Annotated in this window: 14 protein-coding genes; 7 read left to right on the forward strand and 7 right to left on the reverse strand. The window is 66.1% G+C overall.

Annotation, left to right across the window (positions count from 1 at the left end; genetic code table 11):
* Nucleotides 1-1,249, forward strand: a 1,249-nt coding sequence (locus tag AC3WJD_RS12045) for a pectate lyase family protein (RefSeq protein ID WP_492746886.1), incomplete at its 5' end; no start/stop codon positions are given.
* Between the two features lies 1 nt (nucleotide 1,250).
* Here AC3WJD_RS12045 and AC3WJD_RS12050 read toward each other — a convergent pair.
* The 6 genes from AC3WJD_RS12050 to AC3WJD_RS12075 all read right to left on the reverse strand — a co-directional run bounded on the left by AC3WJD_RS12050 (nucleotide 1,251) and on the right by AC3WJD_RS12075 (nucleotide 8,032).
* Nucleotides 1,251-2,825: a carboxylesterase/lipase family protein gene (locus AC3WJD_RS12050; RefSeq protein WP_492746887.1), complete on the reverse strand. Its 1,575-nt coding sequence runs from the start codon at nucleotides 2,823-2,825 to the stop codon at nucleotides 1,251-1,253.
* Nucleotides 2,812-3,822, reverse strand: a complete 1,011-nt coding sequence (locus tag AC3WJD_RS12055; protein ID WP_492746888.1) for a PfkB family carbohydrate kinase — start codon at nucleotides 3,820-3,822, stop codon at nucleotides 2,812-2,814. The genes AC3WJD_RS12050 and AC3WJD_RS12055 overlap by 14 nt, the downstream gene beginning before the upstream one ends.
* 16 nt (nucleotides 3,823-3,838) lie before the next feature.
* A complete protein-coding gene (kduD, locus tag AC3WJD_RS12060) occupies nucleotides 3,839-4,594 on the reverse strand; it encodes a 2-dehydro-3-deoxy-D-gluconate 5-dehydrogenase KduD (RefSeq protein WP_492746889.1) in 756 nt (251 codons plus the stop codon).
* Nucleotides 4,591-5,430 (reverse strand): 5-dehydro-4-deoxy-D-glucuronate isomerase, encoded by an 840-nt coding sequence (gene kduI / locus AC3WJD_RS12065; protein WP_492746890.1) that lies wholly within the window; start codon nucleotides 5,428-5,430, stop codon nucleotides 4,591-4,593. Before kduI ends, kduD begins: the two co-directional genes overlap by 4 nt.
* Nucleotides 5,431-5,454: 24 nt before the next feature.
* Nucleotides 5,455-6,903, reverse strand: coding sequence for a glucuronate isomerase (gene uxaC, locus AC3WJD_RS12070; RefSeq protein ID WP_492746891.1), 1,449 nt, complete (start codon nucleotides 6,901-6,903; stop codon nucleotides 5,455-5,457).
* Nucleotides 6,904-6,997: 94 nt separating this feature from the next.
* Nucleotides 6,998-8,032 (reverse strand): LacI family DNA-binding transcriptional regulator, encoded by a 1,035-nt coding sequence (locus AC3WJD_RS12075; RefSeq protein ID WP_492746893.1) that lies wholly within the window; start codon nucleotides 8,030-8,032, stop codon nucleotides 6,998-7,000.
* 104 nt (nucleotides 8,033-8,136) lie between these two features.
* Between AC3WJD_RS12075 and AC3WJD_RS12080 the strand changes: the two genes are divergently transcribed.
* Nucleotides 8,137-9,627: a UxaA family hydrolase gene (locus AC3WJD_RS12080; RefSeq protein WP_492746894.1), complete on the forward strand. Its 1,491-nt coding sequence runs from the start codon at nucleotides 8,137-8,139 to the stop codon at nucleotides 9,625-9,627.
* Nucleotides 9,624-11,060, forward strand: coding sequence for a mannitol dehydrogenase family protein (locus AC3WJD_RS12085; protein ID WP_492746895.1), 1,437 nt, complete (start codon nucleotides 9,624-9,626; stop codon nucleotides 11,058-11,060). The genes AC3WJD_RS12080 and AC3WJD_RS12085 overlap by 4 nt, the downstream gene beginning before the upstream one ends.
* 5 nt (nucleotides 11,061-11,065) lie before the next feature.
* Here the strand turns inward: AC3WJD_RS12085 and AC3WJD_RS12090 are convergent, their stop codons facing one another.
* Entirely contained in the window at nucleotides 11,066-11,917 is an 852-nt protein-coding gene (locus AC3WJD_RS12090; protein ID WP_492746896.1) for a DUF6807 family protein, read from the reverse strand.
* A gap of 81 nt (nucleotides 11,918-11,998) precedes the next feature.
* Here AC3WJD_RS12090 and AC3WJD_RS12095 point away from each other — a divergent pair, with 81 nt between their 5' ends.
* The 4 genes from AC3WJD_RS12095 to AC3WJD_RS12110 all read left to right on the forward strand — a co-directional run bounded on the left by AC3WJD_RS12095 (nucleotide 11,999) and on the right by AC3WJD_RS12110 (nucleotide 16,737).
* Nucleotides 11,999-12,814, forward strand: a complete 816-nt coding sequence (locus AC3WJD_RS12095; RefSeq protein ID WP_492746897.1) for a 2-keto-4-pentenoate hydratase — start codon at nucleotides 11,999-12,001, stop codon at nucleotides 12,812-12,814.
* 14 nt (nucleotides 12,815-12,828) lie between these two features.
* Nucleotides 12,829-14,115 carry an MFS transporter gene (locus AC3WJD_RS12100; RefSeq protein WP_492746898.1) on the forward strand — a complete coding sequence of 429 codons (1,287 nt, stop codon included), beginning with the start codon at nucleotides 12,829-12,831 and terminating at the stop codon, nucleotides 14,113-14,115.
* A gap of 143 nt (nucleotides 14,116-14,258) precedes the next feature.
* Nucleotides 14,259-15,071 (forward strand): universal stress protein, encoded by an 813-nt coding sequence (locus AC3WJD_RS12105; protein ID WP_492746899.1) that lies wholly within the window; start codon nucleotides 14,259-14,261, stop codon nucleotides 15,069-15,071.
* A 154-nt stretch (nucleotides 15,072-15,225) separates the two neighbouring features.
* Nucleotides 15,226-16,737, forward strand: coding sequence for a flavin-containing monooxygenase (locus tag AC3WJD_RS12110; RefSeq protein WP_492746900.1), 1,512 nt, complete (start codon nucleotides 15,226-15,228; stop codon nucleotides 16,735-16,737).
* The last annotated feature ends 43 nt before the right edge of the window (nucleotides 16,738-16,780 follow it).

The following is a 16,780-nucleotide window of genomic DNA, read 5'->3' on the forward strand; positions in this document are numbered from 1 at the left end:
GACGCAGGGTGGGCGGGGCGGCCGCATCATCCGCGTGACGACGCTCGCTGCGGAGGGCGCGGGAAGCCTCAAGGCGGCACTCGAGGCGACGGGGCCGCGGATCGTCGTGTTTGAGGTGGGCGGCGTCATCGATCTCGGCCGCACCACCTTGACGATCACCGAGCCCCATCTGACGATCGCCGGGCAGACCGCGCCATCGCCGGGGGTCACGATCATCCGCGGCGGCATCGACCTCAAGGCGCATGACGTCATCGTCCGCCATATCCGCATCCGCCCCGGCGTTGACGGGCAGGCGAAGATGAGCGGGTGGGAGGTCGACGCTTTCTCGACCGTCGGCGCCTATAACGTGATCGTCGACCATTGCACCATGACATGGGGGCTCGACGAGAATCTCTCCGCCTCGGGTCCGCGCTTCACCGGCAAGACGGTGGAGGACTGGCGCAAGGGCACCTCGCACAACATCACCTTTTCCTACAATCTGCTCGCCGAGGGGCTTGCCAATGCGAGCCATCCCAAGGGTGAGCACAGCAAGGGCTCGCTCATCCACGACAATGCAACGGGCATCCTGATCTACCGCAACGTCTATGCGCACAATGTCGAACGCAGCCCGCTGCTGAAGGGCGGTGTGCACGCGTCGGTGGTCAACAACCTGATCTACGATCCCGGCAAGCGTGCGGTGCACTACAACCTCATGGCGCTCGAATGGGCGGGGCAGCCTTACCAGACGGGCGAGCTGTCGGCGGTGGGCAATATCATGCGCGGTGGTCCCTCTACCGTTAAGGGGCTGCCGTTTCTGATGCTCGGGGGCGATGGCGACCTGCGCTATTACGGGCAGGACAACATTGCGGTCGACAAGCATGGCAAGTCGCTGCCGATGTTCGGGCGCTATGGTGAGACGCGCGCGCAACTGATCGAGGAAAAGGCACCCGTTGCATGGCCCAAGGGGCTGGACGTCCTCCCCGCGCGCGATGTCGAGTCGCATGTGCTCGCCAATGCCGGCGCACGTCCGTGGGACCGCGATGAGCACGACATCCGCGTGCTGTTCTTCGTCGCCGAGGGACGCGGCGAGATCATCGACGACGAGAAGCAGGTCGGCGGCTATCCACAGGTCAAGGAAACGCGCGCGCCCTTCGTCGACGCCGAATGGAACCTCGACACGATGGAGCCCAGATCGGGCCGCTATCCGGGACAGAAGGGGGGGCCGATACAGGAGAGCATGTCGGTCCGCGACCGCGCGATGCGCAACTGAATCAGCTGCCGGGCTGAATATAGGGGACGCGCGCGAAAAGCTCGCGTTCCCACTGGCGCGGATCGTTGATCACGCTTGTCTGCGCGTCGAACACCATCGTAGCGCGATCGGGCAGCGTATAGCCCGACCAGTCGGGCAGATCGGCATGGGCGGGGCTTCCAGTGCGCGCGAGCGCCGCGAAGGCGCCCATCATCTGCGCGCTCAGCCGCTGCGCATGGGCGCCCGTGCCGGTCAGTGAACCCTCCGCATCAAGCGTTCCGAAGACCAGCGGGATATCGTGGGCGTGCGCCGCGCGGCGTTCGGGCCGCGTCGGCGACGCGAAATCGAGCTGATAGACCCATGTCGCGATCGCGCCAGCCCCCGCGCGCGCGTCAGCTTCCTCAACCTGGCCACGCCAGCTCCGTCCGGCGGTGGTCGCGGCATAGAAGATGTCCGCGGGCGAATAGGCCGGATAGCGCGCGCGGAACTGCGCGACGACCCATTCGGGCAGGATATCGACCTTCAACTCGGGCGCGATGCGCTCGGCGAGATTGTCCCAGCCCAGCCCCTGGAGCCTGGGCCCGTTCGGATCGATGAAGGCGCGCGTCTCGTCACGCGTGTTGCCGAGGATCATCGGTATCGCGTTGGATTGCGGGTTGGGGTCGGGCCAGAAGGGATGGCGCATCAGCCATTTCATGTCGAGCACCGGCCCCATATAGACGCCGCCGCCCAGCACCGGATCGGTGGCCTCGAGCGCTTCCACCAAGCGCTCGGTAGGCAGATCGAGCAGGGCGCCGAGATCGCTCTCTTTCACTCCCAGCGCGGCCAGATAGCCGCGTGCGCGCGCAGTCGCGTTGAGCGGCCCCGAGACGGTCACCTGCTGGCCGCTCATCGTCGCGGCAGCATGGAACAGCCCCCTGGCCGCGGGCATCCCCATCATCGTCGCGATCTTGGCGCCGCCGCCCGACTGGCCGAACACCATCACGCGCGCGGGATCGCCACCGAAAGCCGCGATATTGTCGCGCACCCACTGGAGCGCGAGGATCAGGTCGAGCTGCCCGACATTGCCGCTGTCGGCAAAACGCGGGTCGAACCGCGCGAGATAGAGATAGCCGAGCGCGTTAAGCCGGTGATTGACCGTCACCACCACGACATCCTCGCGCGCCGCGAGGTGATGCCCGTAATTGAGCGGGTCGATTACGCTGCCCGTCGAATAGGCCCCGCCGTGGATATACAACATCACGGGACGCCTGGCGCGCGCGTCGGCGCCGGGGGTCCAGATATTGAGGAACAGGCAGTCCTCGCTTGTCCGCACGTAGCGATCGTTTTTCTGCGGGCACGACGCCGCGAATTCATACGCTTTCTGGACCGCAGATGACGGTCTGGGCGCGACGGGCGCCCGGAAGCGGCGCTGCCGGGTGTCTTGGCCATAGCGAATGCCGCGAAAGACCTTGAGGCCACCTTCGGACAACCCGGCATAGCGCCCGCCGGCGCTCCGCACTTCGGCAGCACCGCGGGCCGATACGATGGCAGGCGCGATGCCGAGCGCAAGCCCGCCAGCTATTGTGGCGCGGCGCGTGATCCTAGCGCCGGACATCCAGTTCGCCGGCGAGGAAGGCGTTGATGTCCGCGCGGCCGAACAGGCTGGCGTCGCCGGGCAGCGAATGTTTGAGGCAGGTCAGCGCCAGCCCCGCACGCACCGTCCAGTCGAGATCGGCGCCGAGGTTCAGGCCGTGCAGTATCCCCGCAGCAAAGGCGTCGCCCGCGCCGATCCGGTCGACGATTCCTGCCACCACGACCTCGTCGCTCTGATGCGCGCCGGCCGGGGTATCGATCCGCGCCGCGAGGCGGTGCCAGTCGGCATCATCGACATGACGCGCGGTCGACGCGATGAGCTTGAGATTGGGAAAGGCCGCAAACGCCGCCTCCGAGGCCTCGCGCCGGCGCTCTGGGCCGTCGCCGTGAAAGGGTTCGCCGAGCAGCAGCGAGATGTCGCGATGATTGCCGAACAGCACATCGGCGACACCGACGAGCCGGGAGAGCACCGCTCGGGGATCGCTGTCCCAGCTTTCCCACAGCCGCGCGCGGTAATTGCCGTCGAACGACACCGCGATTCCCATCGCCCTGGCGGTTTCGGCCGCACGGATTGCGGCCTCGGCGGTGGCGGGGCCGAGTGCGGGGGTGATCCCCGACAGATGCAGGCGATCGACCCCGGCGAGCAGCGCCTGCCAGTCGAACGCATCGGCGGGCGCATCCGCGAAGCTCGAATGCGCGCGGTCATAGACGACCTCGGAGGCGCGCAGTCCCGCGCCGGGGGTGAGGAAATACAACCCCATACGCCCGTCGCGAAGCGTGACATCGCTGCAATCGACGCCATGCCCCCTGAGCGTGGTGATCGCGGTCTGGCCAAGCGGATTGTCGGGGACGGCGCTCACCATTTTCACGTCATGGCCGAGCCGCGCCAGCCCCACCGCGACATTGGCCTCGGCGCCGCCGACATGGACGTCGAGCCGGCCCGACTGCAACAGCAGCTCGCGCCCCGGCGCGGTCAGGCGGAGGAGCAGTTCTCCGAAAAAGGCGGTGCGACTGGCCACGCGTCTGTCCCCCTTGTCAGCGCGCGAGCCAGCCGCCGTCCACGGCCAGAATATGGCCCTGGACATAATCGGCGGCCGAGGAGGCGAGGAACACCGCGGCGCCGCCCATATCGCTCGGCTGGCCCCAGCGCCCGGCCGGAATTCGCTCCATGATCTGGCGGTTGCGCGTCTCGTCGGCCTGCAGCGCAGCGGTGTTGTTGGTCGCGATATAGCCGGGGGCGATCGCGTTGACGTTGATGCCTTTCGCGGCCCATTCGTTGGCGAGCAGCTTGGTCAGCCCGCCGATCCCGCTCTTCGAAGCGGTATAGCTCGGCACGCGGATGCCGCCCTGAAAGGTCAGCATCGAGGCGATGTTGATGATCTTGCCGCCGCCATTGGGGATCATGTGGCGCGCTGCGGCCTGGCACAGGAAGAACACCGATTTGAGGTTGGTGTCGATCACCGCGTCCCAGTCTTCCTCGCTGAAGTCGACCGCATCTGCGCGGCGGATGATCCCCGCATTGTTGACGAGGATATCGAGCCCGCCGAGCTTCTCGACCGCCTCCTCGACGACGCGTCCGACCGGCTCGATCGTCGAGAGATCGGCACTGATGACCTCGGCGCGGCGCCCAAGCGCGCGCGCCTTTTCGACGGTCTCGGTGGCAGGTGTCCGCCCAACCGCCGCGATATCGGCGCCCGCGGCGGCAAGCGCGAGCGCGATGCCCTGGCCGATACCCGTATTGGCGCCGGTGACGACGGCGACCTTGCCCGAAAGGTCGAACATTCCGCTCATGCCAGTTGGCAGATATCGAGGACGTTCATGTCGGTATAGTCCTGGTTCTCGCCCGCCATCGCCCAGATGAAGGCATAGGCCTTGGTGCCCGAGCCCATGTGGATCGACCAGGGCGGCGAGATCACCGCTTCCTCGTTCGCCATGACGATGTGCCGCATCGCCTCGCCTTCGCCCATATAGTGGAAAACGCGGTCATTCTCGCCGTCGAGCTCGAAATAGAAATAGATCTCGCTGCGACGCTCATGGATGTGGGGGGGCATGGTGTTCCAGACGCTGCCGGGCTTGAGCACGGTCAGCCCCATGACGAGCTGGGCGCTGTCGCACACGCCGGGGATGACGAGCTGGTAGATCGTGCGCTCGTTCGATTCCTCAAGGCTGCCGCGCTCCAGCGCATTGGCGTCCCCGATCGAGAGCTTGCGCGTCCTGAAGCCTTTGTGCGCGGGGCACGAGGCGAGGTAGAAGCGCGCGCCTTCGCCCGCGAACACGACGTCCTTCGCGCCCATCGTCACATAGAGGCAGTCCTTGTTGCCCAGCGTGAAGCTCTCGCCATCGACGGTCACACTGCCTCCGACCTTGCCGACGTTGACGATCGCGAGCTCGCGGCGCTCGAGGAAGGGATGGCCCGCGGCCGAGGGTGGTTCGGTCTGGTCGGGCAGCTTCACCGCAGCACCCGCGACCTGCACGCCGCCTATCACGAAGCGGTCGGCATGCGTGTAGTTGAGCACGCATTCGCCGGGACGGAACAGGTTCGAGATCAGATAGCGATCGCGCAGCTCCTCGTTGGAGACGCACTCCATCATGTCGGGGTGCGTGGCGTAATAGGTACGGTCGAACATCATCTACTCCGTGAGGCGATCAAATCAGGCTGCCGCGGCGGCCGGCGAAGGGAAGGGGGTGTCCAGCTTGTAGGCCCGCTTGACGAGGCCATAGGCGAGTTCATGCGCCAGTTCCGCGGCTTCCCAGTCGGCGATCCGGTGTTCGGCGACGAGCCGCGCGAGAAAGGCGCAGTCGACGCGGCGTGCCACATCGTGCCGCGCCGGGATCGAAAGGAACGCGCGCGTGTCGTCATTGAAGCCGACGGTGTTGTAGAAGCCCGCGGTCTCGGTCGTCATCTCGCGGAAGCGGCGCATGCCCTCGGGGCTGTCATGGAACCACCATGCGGGGCCGAGCTTCAGGCAGGGATAATGGCCCGCAAGCGGCGCGAGTTCGCGGGCATAGGTCGATTCATCGAGCGTGAAGAGGATGATCGACAATCGCGTCTCGGTGCCGAAGCGGTCGAGCAGCGGCCTGAGCGCCTGGACATAGTCGGTGCGCATCGGAATGTCGGCGCCCTTATCGCGGCCATGGCTCTCGAACAGGCGCTGGTTGTGGTTGCGGCAGGAACCGGGATGGATCTGCATCACCATATCGTCCTCGACGCTCATCGCCGCGAACTCGGTCAGCATTTGCGCGCGGAACAGCTCGGCATCGGCGGACGTCCAGTTGCCCGTCACGATCTGGCGGAACAGCCTTTCGGCTTCGTCGGGGCCCAGGTTGGCGGTCGCCGCGGTCGGATGGCCGTGATCGGTCGCGGTCGCACCCGCCGCGCGGAAATCCGCGCGCCGCTTGCGATGCGCCGTCAGATAGCCCCGCCAGTCATAAACGTCCTCGCCGGTCAGCTCGGCGAAGCGCGGCATCGCGATAGCGAAATCGTGATGCTCGGGATCGACCACGGCGTCGGGGCGATAGGTGGTGACGACGCGTCCCTGCCAGCCCGAGGCGCGGATCGCGGCATGATGGTCGAGATCCTCGTGCGCACCCTCGGTGGTCGCGAGCAGCTCGATATTGAAACGGTCGAACAGCGCGCGCGGGCGGAAGGCGTCGCTCGCGAGCTTCTCGCCGATCGCGTCGAAATAGCGGTCCGCGGTCCCGGCGCTCAGCGCAACATCGAATCCGAACACCTCTGCAAAGACATGGTCGAGCCACATCCGCGACGGCGTCCCACGAAAGAGGTGATAATTGGCCGCGAGCAGCCGCCAGGCGTCGCGCGGATCGGTCGCGGGCGCGCCCTTGCGGTCGGGCACCCCCAGCGCGTCGAGCGCGATCCCCTGGCTGTAGAGCATGCGATAGAGGTAATGATCGGGGGCGAGCAGCAGTTCGGTCGCGTTGTTCCACGGCGCATCGCTCGCGAACCAGGCGGGATCGGTATGGCCGTGCGGGCTGACGATCGGCAGTTTGGCGACCGTGCGATACAGCGAACGCGCAATGTCGCGCGTCCGTGAATCCGCCGGAAACAGCCGGTCTTCATGCAATTGCAGCGGCCTTGTCATCGCTCTCCTGAGTCCCTTGAACGGGCTTGCTGGCCCCATTGGTAACCGGTGTCAAAATAATGTTCAAGACCGAAAGCCTTGCACGCATACGTCATCAGTCGGCGGTCGAAGGCGGCGTCACCGATGCGCGCCGGATGAGCGAGGAAAGGAAGAGCGAGGGCTCGGCGGCGGCGCTGCCCTGTCCCGTTGCGTCGCACACCAGCTTGAGGGCGGCTGAGCGCGCCATTGTCGCGATCGGCCAGCGCACCGTGGTCAGCGGCGGCCAGATATGCGCGGCGATCGGGTTGTCATCGAAACCGATCACCGAAAGGTCGCGCGGCACTTCAAGCCCGCGTTGGCGCGCGGCATGGATAACGCCTGCTGCCATCTCGTCATTCGACGCGAAGATGGCGGTAGGGCGTGGGAGGTGGTCGAGCAGGCGGTCGCCCGCAGCCAATCCCGAATCGAAGGTGTAGTTGCCGTCGGCGATCAGGCTACCGGGCAGCGCGATGCCCGCGGCTGCGATCGCGTCCTCGAAACCCTGGCGCCGTTCCTGCGCCGAGCGGAACCCATGCGGTCCGAGTACCAGCCCGATGCGGCGGTGTCCCGTTTCGATGAGATATTCGGTCGCCGCGCGCACCGCCTCGCGATCATTCGAGGCGACCATATGCTCGGGCGCGTCGAGCTCGGCCGAGCCCATCCGCACATAGCGACAGCCGATCTCATCACACAGCGCCGCCAGCTGGTCGTTCTCCGAGATCGGCGGCATCAGCATCACCCCGTAGAGCCGCTGCTTCTCGAGGAAGTGGCGGATATCGTCGAGCATGCTAGGCGATCCGCGATTGACCGGATGGATGACGAGCTCGAACTCGGTATCGCGCAGCGATTCCAATATGCCCTGCTGCACGCTGAGCACGGTCTGCGCGGTCGGGTTGTCGTGCACCAGCCCGATCAGGAAATTGCGGCGCAATGCGAGCGCGCGGGCCTGCGGATTGGGGATATAGCCCAGTTCGCTGATCACCCCGAGCACGCGCTGGCGCGTATCATCATTGAGCAGCGGCGATCGGTTGATAACCCGGCTCACGGTTTTCTTGGAAACCCCGGCAAGGCGGGCAACATCATTGATCGTCGGCTGTGCGCTCTTTTTCATAGGCAATTGCATAGCTGTTCATTCCTCGCCCGCCAATCGCCCCCGATGGGAATTGCGCTGATCCTTGACACCGGTTACCAGTGAAAGCGGGAAAGGATCAAGTCGTGACCGAGTCTGCAGTGTTGAGGATTGCTGCCGAAGACAGCGTCGCCACTGCGCTGCGCGACATCGCCCCCGGCGAAGCGCTGCGGATCGCGGACACGTCACTCGTTACCGTGGAAGCGGTGCCCGCGGGACACAAGCTCGCGCTGAGGCCGATCGCGGCGGGGGAGGCCGTGCTCAAATTCGGCTTTCCGATCGGCATGGCTTCGCAACCGATCCGCGCAGGCGCGCACGTCCACAGCCACAATCTGGTCACCGCGCTCGGCGGGGCGCAGGGCTATTGCTACGAGCCCGATCCCATCCCGGCCGGGCAGGGCAGGGGAAAGGGTCGCTTTTTCGACGGCTATCTGCGCGCCGATGGCCGTGCCGCGACGCGCAACGAGATCTGGGTGCTGCCGACCGTGGGCTGCGTCGCGCGCACCGCGCAGAAGATCGCGACGATCGCGGACGCGCGCCATCGCGGCGCGATTGACGGGGTGCATGCCTTCACGCATCCCTTTGGCTGTTCGCAACTGGGCGACGATCTCGACGCGACGCGCGCGATGCTTGCGGCACTGGCGAGCAATCCCAATGCGGCGGGCGTGCTGATAGTCGGGCTGGGCTGCGAGTCGAACCAGATGAAGCCGCTGCTCGACGCGATAGCCCCCGACATTCGTGACAATATCCGCGTGCTCGGCGCGCAGCAGGCGGAAGACGAAGTGGCCGAAGGCGTCGCGCTGATCGATGAACTGGTCGAGCGCGCTGCGCCGGCCCGACGTACGCGGCTACCGATCGACAAGCTCGTCATCGGCGTGAAGTGCGGCGGCTCCGATGGCCATAGCGGGCTCACCGCCAATCCGCTCGTCGGTCGGATCAGCGACGTGATCACCGGCGCGGGCGGCTCGGCGATCCTGACCGAAATTCCGGAGATCTTTGGCGCCGAACAGTTGCTCATGCGCCGCGCCGTCGATGAAACCGTGTTCGACGCCACCGTCGCGCTCGTCAACGGCTTCAAGCGCTATTTCATCGAACATGGCGAGCCGGTTTCGGAGAATCCCTCGCCGGGCAACATCGCAGGCGGCATCACCACGCTCGAGGAGAAGTCGCTGGGCGCGGTACAGAAGGCGGGGCACGCACCGCTCGGTGACGTCCGTCAATATGGTGAGCGCGTCCGCCGCGCGGGACTGACTTTGCTCGAGGCACCGGGCAATGACGCGGTGTCCTCGACCGCGCTCGCTGCGGCTGGCGCGACGCTGATCCTGTTCACCACGGGCAGGGGCACACCGCTCGGCTTTCCAGTGCCGACGGTCAAGATCGCATCGAACAGCGACCTCGCGCGCCGCAAGCCCGGCTGGATCGATTTCGACGCGGGTCTTGCGCTGACGCGGGGGTTCGATATCGCCGCCGAGGCGCTGCTCGACATCGTGCTGCGCGCAGCCTCGGGAACACAGACTGCGGCCGAACGCAATGATGAGCGTGAGATTGCCCTGTGGAAGCGTGGAGTAACCCTGTGACCCGTCTTTCGCTCGCGACGCTCGACCGGCTACCCGCGTCGATCGCGCGCCCGGCCTATGATCCGCGCACGGTTGCCACGGGCGTGGTGCATATCGGCCCCGGCGCCTTTCACCGCGCGCACCAGGCCGATTATTTCGACCGGCTGCTGGCCAGGGATCCGCGCTGGGGCATCGCGGCGGCGTCGCTGCGCACGCCGGGCACGATCGACGCGCTCTCGCAGCAGGACGGGCTCTATAGCCTTTCGATCCTCGACGCGGAGCCCAGGACGCGTGTGATCGGCGCGCATCGCGCCTGGATCGGTCCTGGAGAGGGGGCCCGACTGGCGGCGCTCCTCGCCGCGCCCGACACGCACCTCGTCACCACGACGGTCACGGAAAAAGGCTATTGCCTCGACGGTTGGGGCACGCTCGATTTGGCGCATCCCGATATCGTCCACGATCTCGCCACGCCTGCGGCGCCGCGCAGCGTGATCGGCTGGATCGCGGCGGCGCTGGCCGCACGGCGAGACGCCGGACTGTCGCCCTTCACGGTGCTGTGCTGCGACAACATGACCGGCAACGGCGCGAAGCTCGGCGCCGCCGTCACCGCTTTTGCTGCGCAGCAGGACCGCGATTTCGCCAACTGGATCGCGGACAGCGTGCGCTTTCCCGACACGATGGTCGATTCGATCACCCCCGCCAGCGATGCGGGCTTTCTGGCGGACGCCGCACAGCGGCTCGGCATGGATGATGCGGCCGCGGTGCAGCGCGAGGGCTTTGCCCAATGGGTGATCGCGGCGGGGCCGATCGCGGGCGAACCCGATCTCGAAAGCGTGGGGGCGATCCTGACGACGAGCGTTGCGGGTTATGAGCGCGCCAAGCTGCGCATCCTCAACGGCGCGCATAGCACGCTTGCCTATCTGGGATTGGCGCTGGGGCATGACAGCGTGCGCGACGCGATGGCGGATGCGGCGCTCGCGCGGTTCGTCGAGCGCATGGTGCGCGCGGACATTATCCCTACCCTGCCCCGCGTCGCCGGGCTCGATCTTGACGCCTACACGTCCGCGATCCTCGCGCGCTTCCGCAACCCTGCACTGCGCCACCTGCTGTCGCAGATCGCTTGGGATGGCTCGCAGAAGCTGCCCTATCGGCTGCTCGATACGATTGCCGAGGCGCGCGCTGCGGGGCGGCCGATCGCGCGGCTTGTTGTCCCCATCGCCGCGTGGATGTGGTTCGTCCACGACCGCGCCGCGCGCGGTGCCGCGATCGTCGATCCGCTCGCCGAGCAACTGGCCATCACGGGCGGCTCCGCCGACGGTCTCGTTGACCGGCTGCTCGACCTGCGCGTGATCTTTCCGGCAGCACTCGCCGGTGACAACGCGTTCCGCAGCCCCGTCGCCGAAGCTTTCGCTGCGCTGCGGGCAGGGCAGATCGAAGCGCTTCTGGCGCGCTGAACGCGTCAGTCCTCGATCGAAATCTCGGCGGTCAGCACGACCGGCCTGCCGCGTGCAAGCGCGACCGGGGTCGCGCCCGGCCAGACGCAATTCTGCATGCTCGCCTCGCGCCGCAGGATCCAACTGGTGATCGGCTTGCCGTCGACGGTGCAACGCATCGACACGCTCCTGGGCAGCGATGCGGGCGCGCCGTCCCAGCTGAAGCGCACCGTCTCACCCGCCTCGATCGCCTGACGCTTCGCCTCGACCGGCTTGCCCAGGCTTTCGAAGCGCATCTGGTCGGCATCGCGCAGCCGCAGCGATATTCCGCCATAGCCCTTGTCATCGGCGCTGCCGCCGAGCGCGAAGCCATCGACCAGCGGCGTCAGCGTCACGCGCACCGCAAGCCCGGTATCGGTGACGTGGATCCTGGCCTCTTCGCGCAGCACCGCGCGGTCCCCGACGATCCAGTCGGTCGTCATCGTGCCTGCCTTGCCGCGCTCGGCCACGCTGCTCGCGACGGGGTTGAAGCGGATATCCATGAGCAGCCAGCCATTGGCGCGCCGCGTCCCGTCGATGATGATCTGGTGCCAGCCCCAGAAGAGCCCGCGCTGGTGGATATGGTCGGCGGGATATAGTTCGGTGAGAATCGCGCCCTTGCCGCTGAGCAGCGGATGGACAAAGGTTGCAGGGGGCGTCGCGCCCTTCGCAGCCAGTTGTGGATCGGGCGGGCCCAGCGGCACGAGCCGCGCGACGCGTGCGCCGTCACGCTGCAGCCAGAACTCGCCATCAGGTGAAGGCGGGGTCGGCGTGCTTGCGCAGGCCGAAAGGGTCAGCGCACTTGCGACCGCGCCAAGCCGCCATGAAATGAGCCTCATCGCATTGCCTTCTTGTCAATGACACCGGTTTCCAATACTTCATGCCGAAGCAGTCGACAAGCAGTCAGGGAGCAGCCGAGCGTGAACGAATCGCAGTCCGGGCTTGAACGGGATCGGATCGCGGAAGCCTTTGTTTCCGCACGGCGCGCCGCGCGCGGCCTTTCCGACTATCCCGGAATCATCCCCGAATCGCTGAAATCGGCGTATTCGGTGCAGGACATCGCGATCCGGTTGCGGAGCGTGCCGGTTGCTGGCTGGAAGGTGGGCCGCATCATGCCCCCGCTCGACGCGCAATTCGGCGCCGATCGGCTCGTGGGCCCGATCTTTACGGACAGCGTTTTTTTTGACCGCGAAGGGAAACCGGTTTCCATGCCCGTCTTCGCGGACGGTTTCGGCGCGGTGGAGGGCGAATATCTGCTGCGCGTCGCTGCGCGGCCCGATCCGGCAAAGCGGCATTATTCGCTCGAGGACGCCGCCGATCTGATCGATGCGGTACATGTCGGGCTTGAGATCGCGAGTTCGCCGCTCGGCGCGATCAACGATCTTGGGCCTGCTGTCACCGCTTCGGATTTCGGAAACAACAACGGTCTTGTCGTCGGCGCCGCGATCCCTCGCTGGCGTGAGTCGGGCTTTGCGGCCTGGCCCGTTGTCGTCTCGATCGATGGTGCCGAGATCGGCGCGGGGCGCGGCGATGCGATGCCCGATGGTCCGATCGGGGCGGCGCGTTTCCTGTTCGAACTCATGGCCGAGCGCGGTATTGCGCTCGAGGCGGGGCAATGGATCTCGTCGGGCGCCGTCACGGGCGTCCATCGGGTGGCGCCGGGCGCGTCGGTTGAGGCGCGCTTCGGCACGGACTATGCGGTGCACTGCACGATAGAGGCAGCAGCCGCGCGATAAACGGGAGTGAGAGGATGACCTCGATCGAGGCACAAGCCGTCACGGGGGCCGCGGCACGCGCCGGCCGCTATCGCTGGATGATCGTCGGGCTGCTCTTCGCCGCCACCGTCATCAACTATATCGACCGACAGATGATCGGCGTGCTCAAGCCGACGCTGTCGCAGGATCTCGGCTGGACCGAGACCGATTTCGCCAATGTCATCTTCTGGTTCCAGGCGGCCTATGCGATCGGCTATATCGGCTTTGGCCGCATCGTCGACGTCATCGGCGCCCGCATGGGCTATGCGGTCGCCTTCGTTATCTGGCAGCTGGCGCACATCGCGCATGGCGGCGCCTGGTCGGTGACGCAGTTCGCGATGGCGCGCTTCGGTCTCGGGATCGGCGAGGCCGGCAACTTCCCCGCAGGTATCAAGGCGGTGACCGAATGGTTTCCCGCCAAGGAACGCGCGTTTGCGATCGGCGTCTTCAACGCCGGCGCCAATGTCGGCGCGATCATCACCCCGCTGCTCGTGCCCTGGCTGACCATCGCCTATGGCTGGCGCATGGCGTTCGTCATCACGGGCGTGGCCAGCTTCGTCTGGCTCATCGCCTGGTGGCTGATGTATCGCCGTCCGCGCGAGCACAGCCGCGTGTCGACGCAGGAACTCGCCTGGATCGAGCAGGATCCCGCCGATCCGGTGACGCCCATTGCGTGGAAAAAGCTGATCGGCATCCGCGAGACCTGGGCCTATGCGCTGGGCAAGTTCTTCATCGATCCGATCTGGTGGTTCTTCCTGTTCTGGCTGCCCGGTTATCTCGGGACGCGCTACGGGCTCGACCTGCTGAGTTTCGGTCCGCCGCTCGTCGCGATCTATCTGCTGTCCGATGTCGGCAGCATCGCTGGCGGATGGATGTCGTCACGGCTGCTGAAGGCCGGGCGCAGCGTCAATTTCGCGCGCAAGGCGACGATGTTCGTCTGTGCGGTCGCGGTCCTCCCGATCTTCTTCGCGCAGAATATTGACAATCTGTGGCTCGCCGTGCTCGTCATCGGCATCGCGACCGCGGCGCACCAGGCCTTTTCCGCCAATCTCTACACGCTGCCTTCGGACCTGTTTCCGCGTGCGGCGGTGGGTTCGGTGGTCGGCATCGGCGGCACGGTGGGCGCGATCGGCGGCATGCTGATGGCGAAGTACGCGGGCTACATCCTCGACAGCTTCGGCACTTACACGCCCTTGTTCGCGGTTGCCGGCAGCGCCTATTTCCTCGCGCTGCTCGCGGTGCACCTGCTCTCGCCGGGGCTGGAGCGCGTCGAGGCGCGCTGAAGACGTGGCCGCGCGTCATCTATCGGCGCGCGGCCCGTTTTTGGTAGGGTATTTCGCGCCTTGCTTCGTAAATTCGCGTAGTTACGATAGCGGTGAACGCGCGTAGCCTGGTGGACCGAAGCACGAGCAAGGGAGTGCCGCCTATGAAGACCGTCCTGCTCCACGTCCATGACGATGCCGGCCAGGAAGCGCGCCTGCAGGCGTCACTCGATATAGCGCGCGCCACGGACGGGCATATCGCCTGCGCGCAGATCACGCCGCTCGAATATTTTGTCGGCACCGATCCCTTTGGCGGCATGTACGCGGTCAAGGAAGTGCTCGCCAACCTCCGCGCGCAGGAAACCGTCGAGCGCGCGCGGATCGAGGCGCGGCTGCAGACCGAGGGCGTTTCCTGGGATTGGCGGCAGTTCGACGGCAATGTCGTCCAGACCTTGGTCAGCCATGCGCGACTCGCGGATGTCGTCGTGCTCAGTCAGCCGATGCGCAAGAGCGATCCGATGGTCGAGCCGATCCCCGTGGTGCCCGATGTCGCGATCCATGCGCGCGCGCCGATCCTGTCGGTGCCCGTCGGCACGCGCGGGCTCGACGTTTCGGGCACCGCGATGATCGCGTGGAACGGATCCTACGAGGCCGCGCACGCGCTGCGTTTCGCGCTGCCGCTGCTCAGGCTCGCCGGGTCGGTGCATATCGTCGAGGTCACCGATGACACGCGCGAATTCCCGTCGACCGCCGCGGCAGAATATCTTTCGCGGCACGATATCCCGGTCGAGCTGAAGGTGGTCCCCAATGCCGGGCGCGACCCCGGCGCCGGGCTGCTCGATCAGGCGAAGCAACTCGGCGCGAGCTATGTCGTGATGGGCGCCTATGGCCATTCACGGCTGCGTGAAATGATCCTCGGCGGTGTCACGCGCAAGCTGCTCGGGGAGGCAGAGGTTCCGCTGCTGCTGGCGCACTGACGCCGGTCGCCCGGTGCGACGGCTCTCCCCGTCGCAATCGGGCGAGATGTCGATTTGTGATGGACCTCGGCCACAGCTGCGTTATTATTTGACTGACATAAGTGTAAATAGAAGATGCGGTATGAAGCCGCGCCCATGAGAGGAAGGACAGGCTGTGGAGCATTTCGACGTGCTCGTCGTCGGTGCCGGCATTTCGGGCATCGGCGCCGGCTACCATTTGCAGCGCGATTGCCCCGACAAGAGCTATGCGATCCTTGAGGGGCGCGAGGCGATGGGCGGTACATGGGACCTTTTTCGGTATCCCGGTATCCGTTCCGACTCGGACATGTACACGCTGGGCTACGCCTTCAAGCCGTGGACCAACGCCAAGGCGATCGCCGACGGCCCCTCCATCCTCGGCTACCTCCACGAAACCGCGCGCGAGCACGATATCGAGCGCAAGATCCGTTATGGCCACAAGGTCAGGCGCGCCGACTGGTCGAGCGAGGATGCGCGCTGGACCGTCGAAGCAGAGCATGCAGGCGAAACGCGCCGCTTCACCTGCGGCTTCCTGTTCGTGTGCAGCGGCTATTACGACTATGACGCCGGCTACACCCCCGAGTTCAGGGGCAGTGACCGTTTCACGGGCCGCATCGTCCATCCCCAGAAATGGACCGGGGACATCGATTACAAGGGGAAGCGCGTTGTCGTGATCGGCAGCGGCGCGACCGCGGTCACGCTTGTTCCCGAAATGGCGAAGGACGCGGCGCACGTCACGATGCTCCAGCGTTCGCCGACCTATATCGTCTCGCGCCCCTCCGAGGACGGAATCGCCAACTGGCTGCGCAGCAAGCTGCCCGACAAGCTCGCCTATGGCATAACGCGCTGGAAGAACGTGCTTTTGGGCATGTTCTTCTTCAACATGGCGCGCAAGCGGCCCGAACGTATCAAGGGCAAGATACTCGAGGCGGTGCGCGGGGAACTCGGCCCCGACTATGACGTCGCGACGCATTTCACGCCGCGCTACAATCCCTGGGACCAGCGGCTCTGCCTCGTTCCCGATGGTGACCTCTTCCGATCGCTGCGCGACGGCAGCGCCTCGATCGTCACAGACACGATCGACGCCTTCACCGAAAAGGGCATCCTGCTCAATTCGGGCAAGGAGCTCGAGGCCGACCTGATCATCACCGCGACGGGGCTCAGCATAAAGCTGCTCGGCGGGATCGAGGTCGTGGTCGACGGTGTGCCCGTCAATCCCGCGCGCTCGCTGGCGTACAAGGGGATGATGTACAGCAATATCCCCAATCTTGCCTCGTCGTTCGGCTATACCAACGCCTCATGGACACTGAAGGCAGACCTGACCTGCGCCTACGTCTGCCGGCTGCTCAACCATATGGACAAGCTCGGCATGCGCCAGTGCACCCCCGTCGCCAAGGACGGCGAGGTGCCCGAAGAACCCTTCCTCGATTTCACCTCGGGCTATGTCCAGCGCGCGGTCGACAAGATGCCCAAACAGGGCGCGCACCGGCCCTGGCGTGTGCATCAGAACTATGCGCTCGATCTGATGGCGTTCCGCTATGGCAGTCTCGAGGACGGCGCGATGGCTTTCTCCAACCCGCGCCGCGCGCCCGAACGCAGCGCCGCCCCCGCAGGTCAGGGCACGGCCGCTTTACCCGTCGCGCCCTGACGCGGCGGCACTCGCAACCCGTCAAATAAGGGGTTGGCGGAGG

It is taken from the genome of Sphingobium sp. FW306-1B-F04DB (assembly GCF_058781925.1).

Bases quoted from the DNA above. Each gene is read 5' to 3' on its own strand.
- kduI (WP_492746890.1), bottom strand. From the start codon at position 5,430: ATGTTCGACCGTACCTATTACGCCACGCACCCCGACATGATGGAGTGC.
- AC3WJD_RS12075 (WP_492746893.1), bottom strand. From the start codon at position 8,032: ATGAAAAAGAGCGCACAGCCGACGATCAATGATGTTGCCCGCCTTGCC.
- AC3WJD_RS12105 (WP_492746899.1), top strand. From the start codon at position 14,259: ATGAAGACCGTCCTGCTCCACGTCCATGACGATGCCGGCCAGGAAGCG.
- uxaC (WP_492746891.1), bottom strand. From the start codon at position 6,903: ATGACAAGGCCGCTGCAATTGCATGAAGACCGGCTGTTTCCGGCGGAT.
- kduD (WP_492746889.1), bottom strand. From the start codon at position 4,594: ATGAGCGGAATGTTCGACCTTTCGGGCAAGGTCGCCGTCGTCACCGGC.
- AC3WJD_RS12090 (WP_492746896.1), bottom strand. From the start codon at position 11,917: ATGAGGCTCATTTCATGGCGGCTTGGCGCGGTCGCAAGTGCGCTGACC.
- AC3WJD_RS12050 (WP_492746887.1), bottom strand. From the start codon at position 2,825: ATGTCCGGCGCTAGGATCACGCGCCGCGCCACAATAGCTGGCGGGCTT.
- AC3WJD_RS12100 (WP_492746898.1), top strand. From the start codon at position 12,829: ATGACCTCGATCGAGGCACAAGCCGTCACGGGGGCCGCGGCACGCGCC.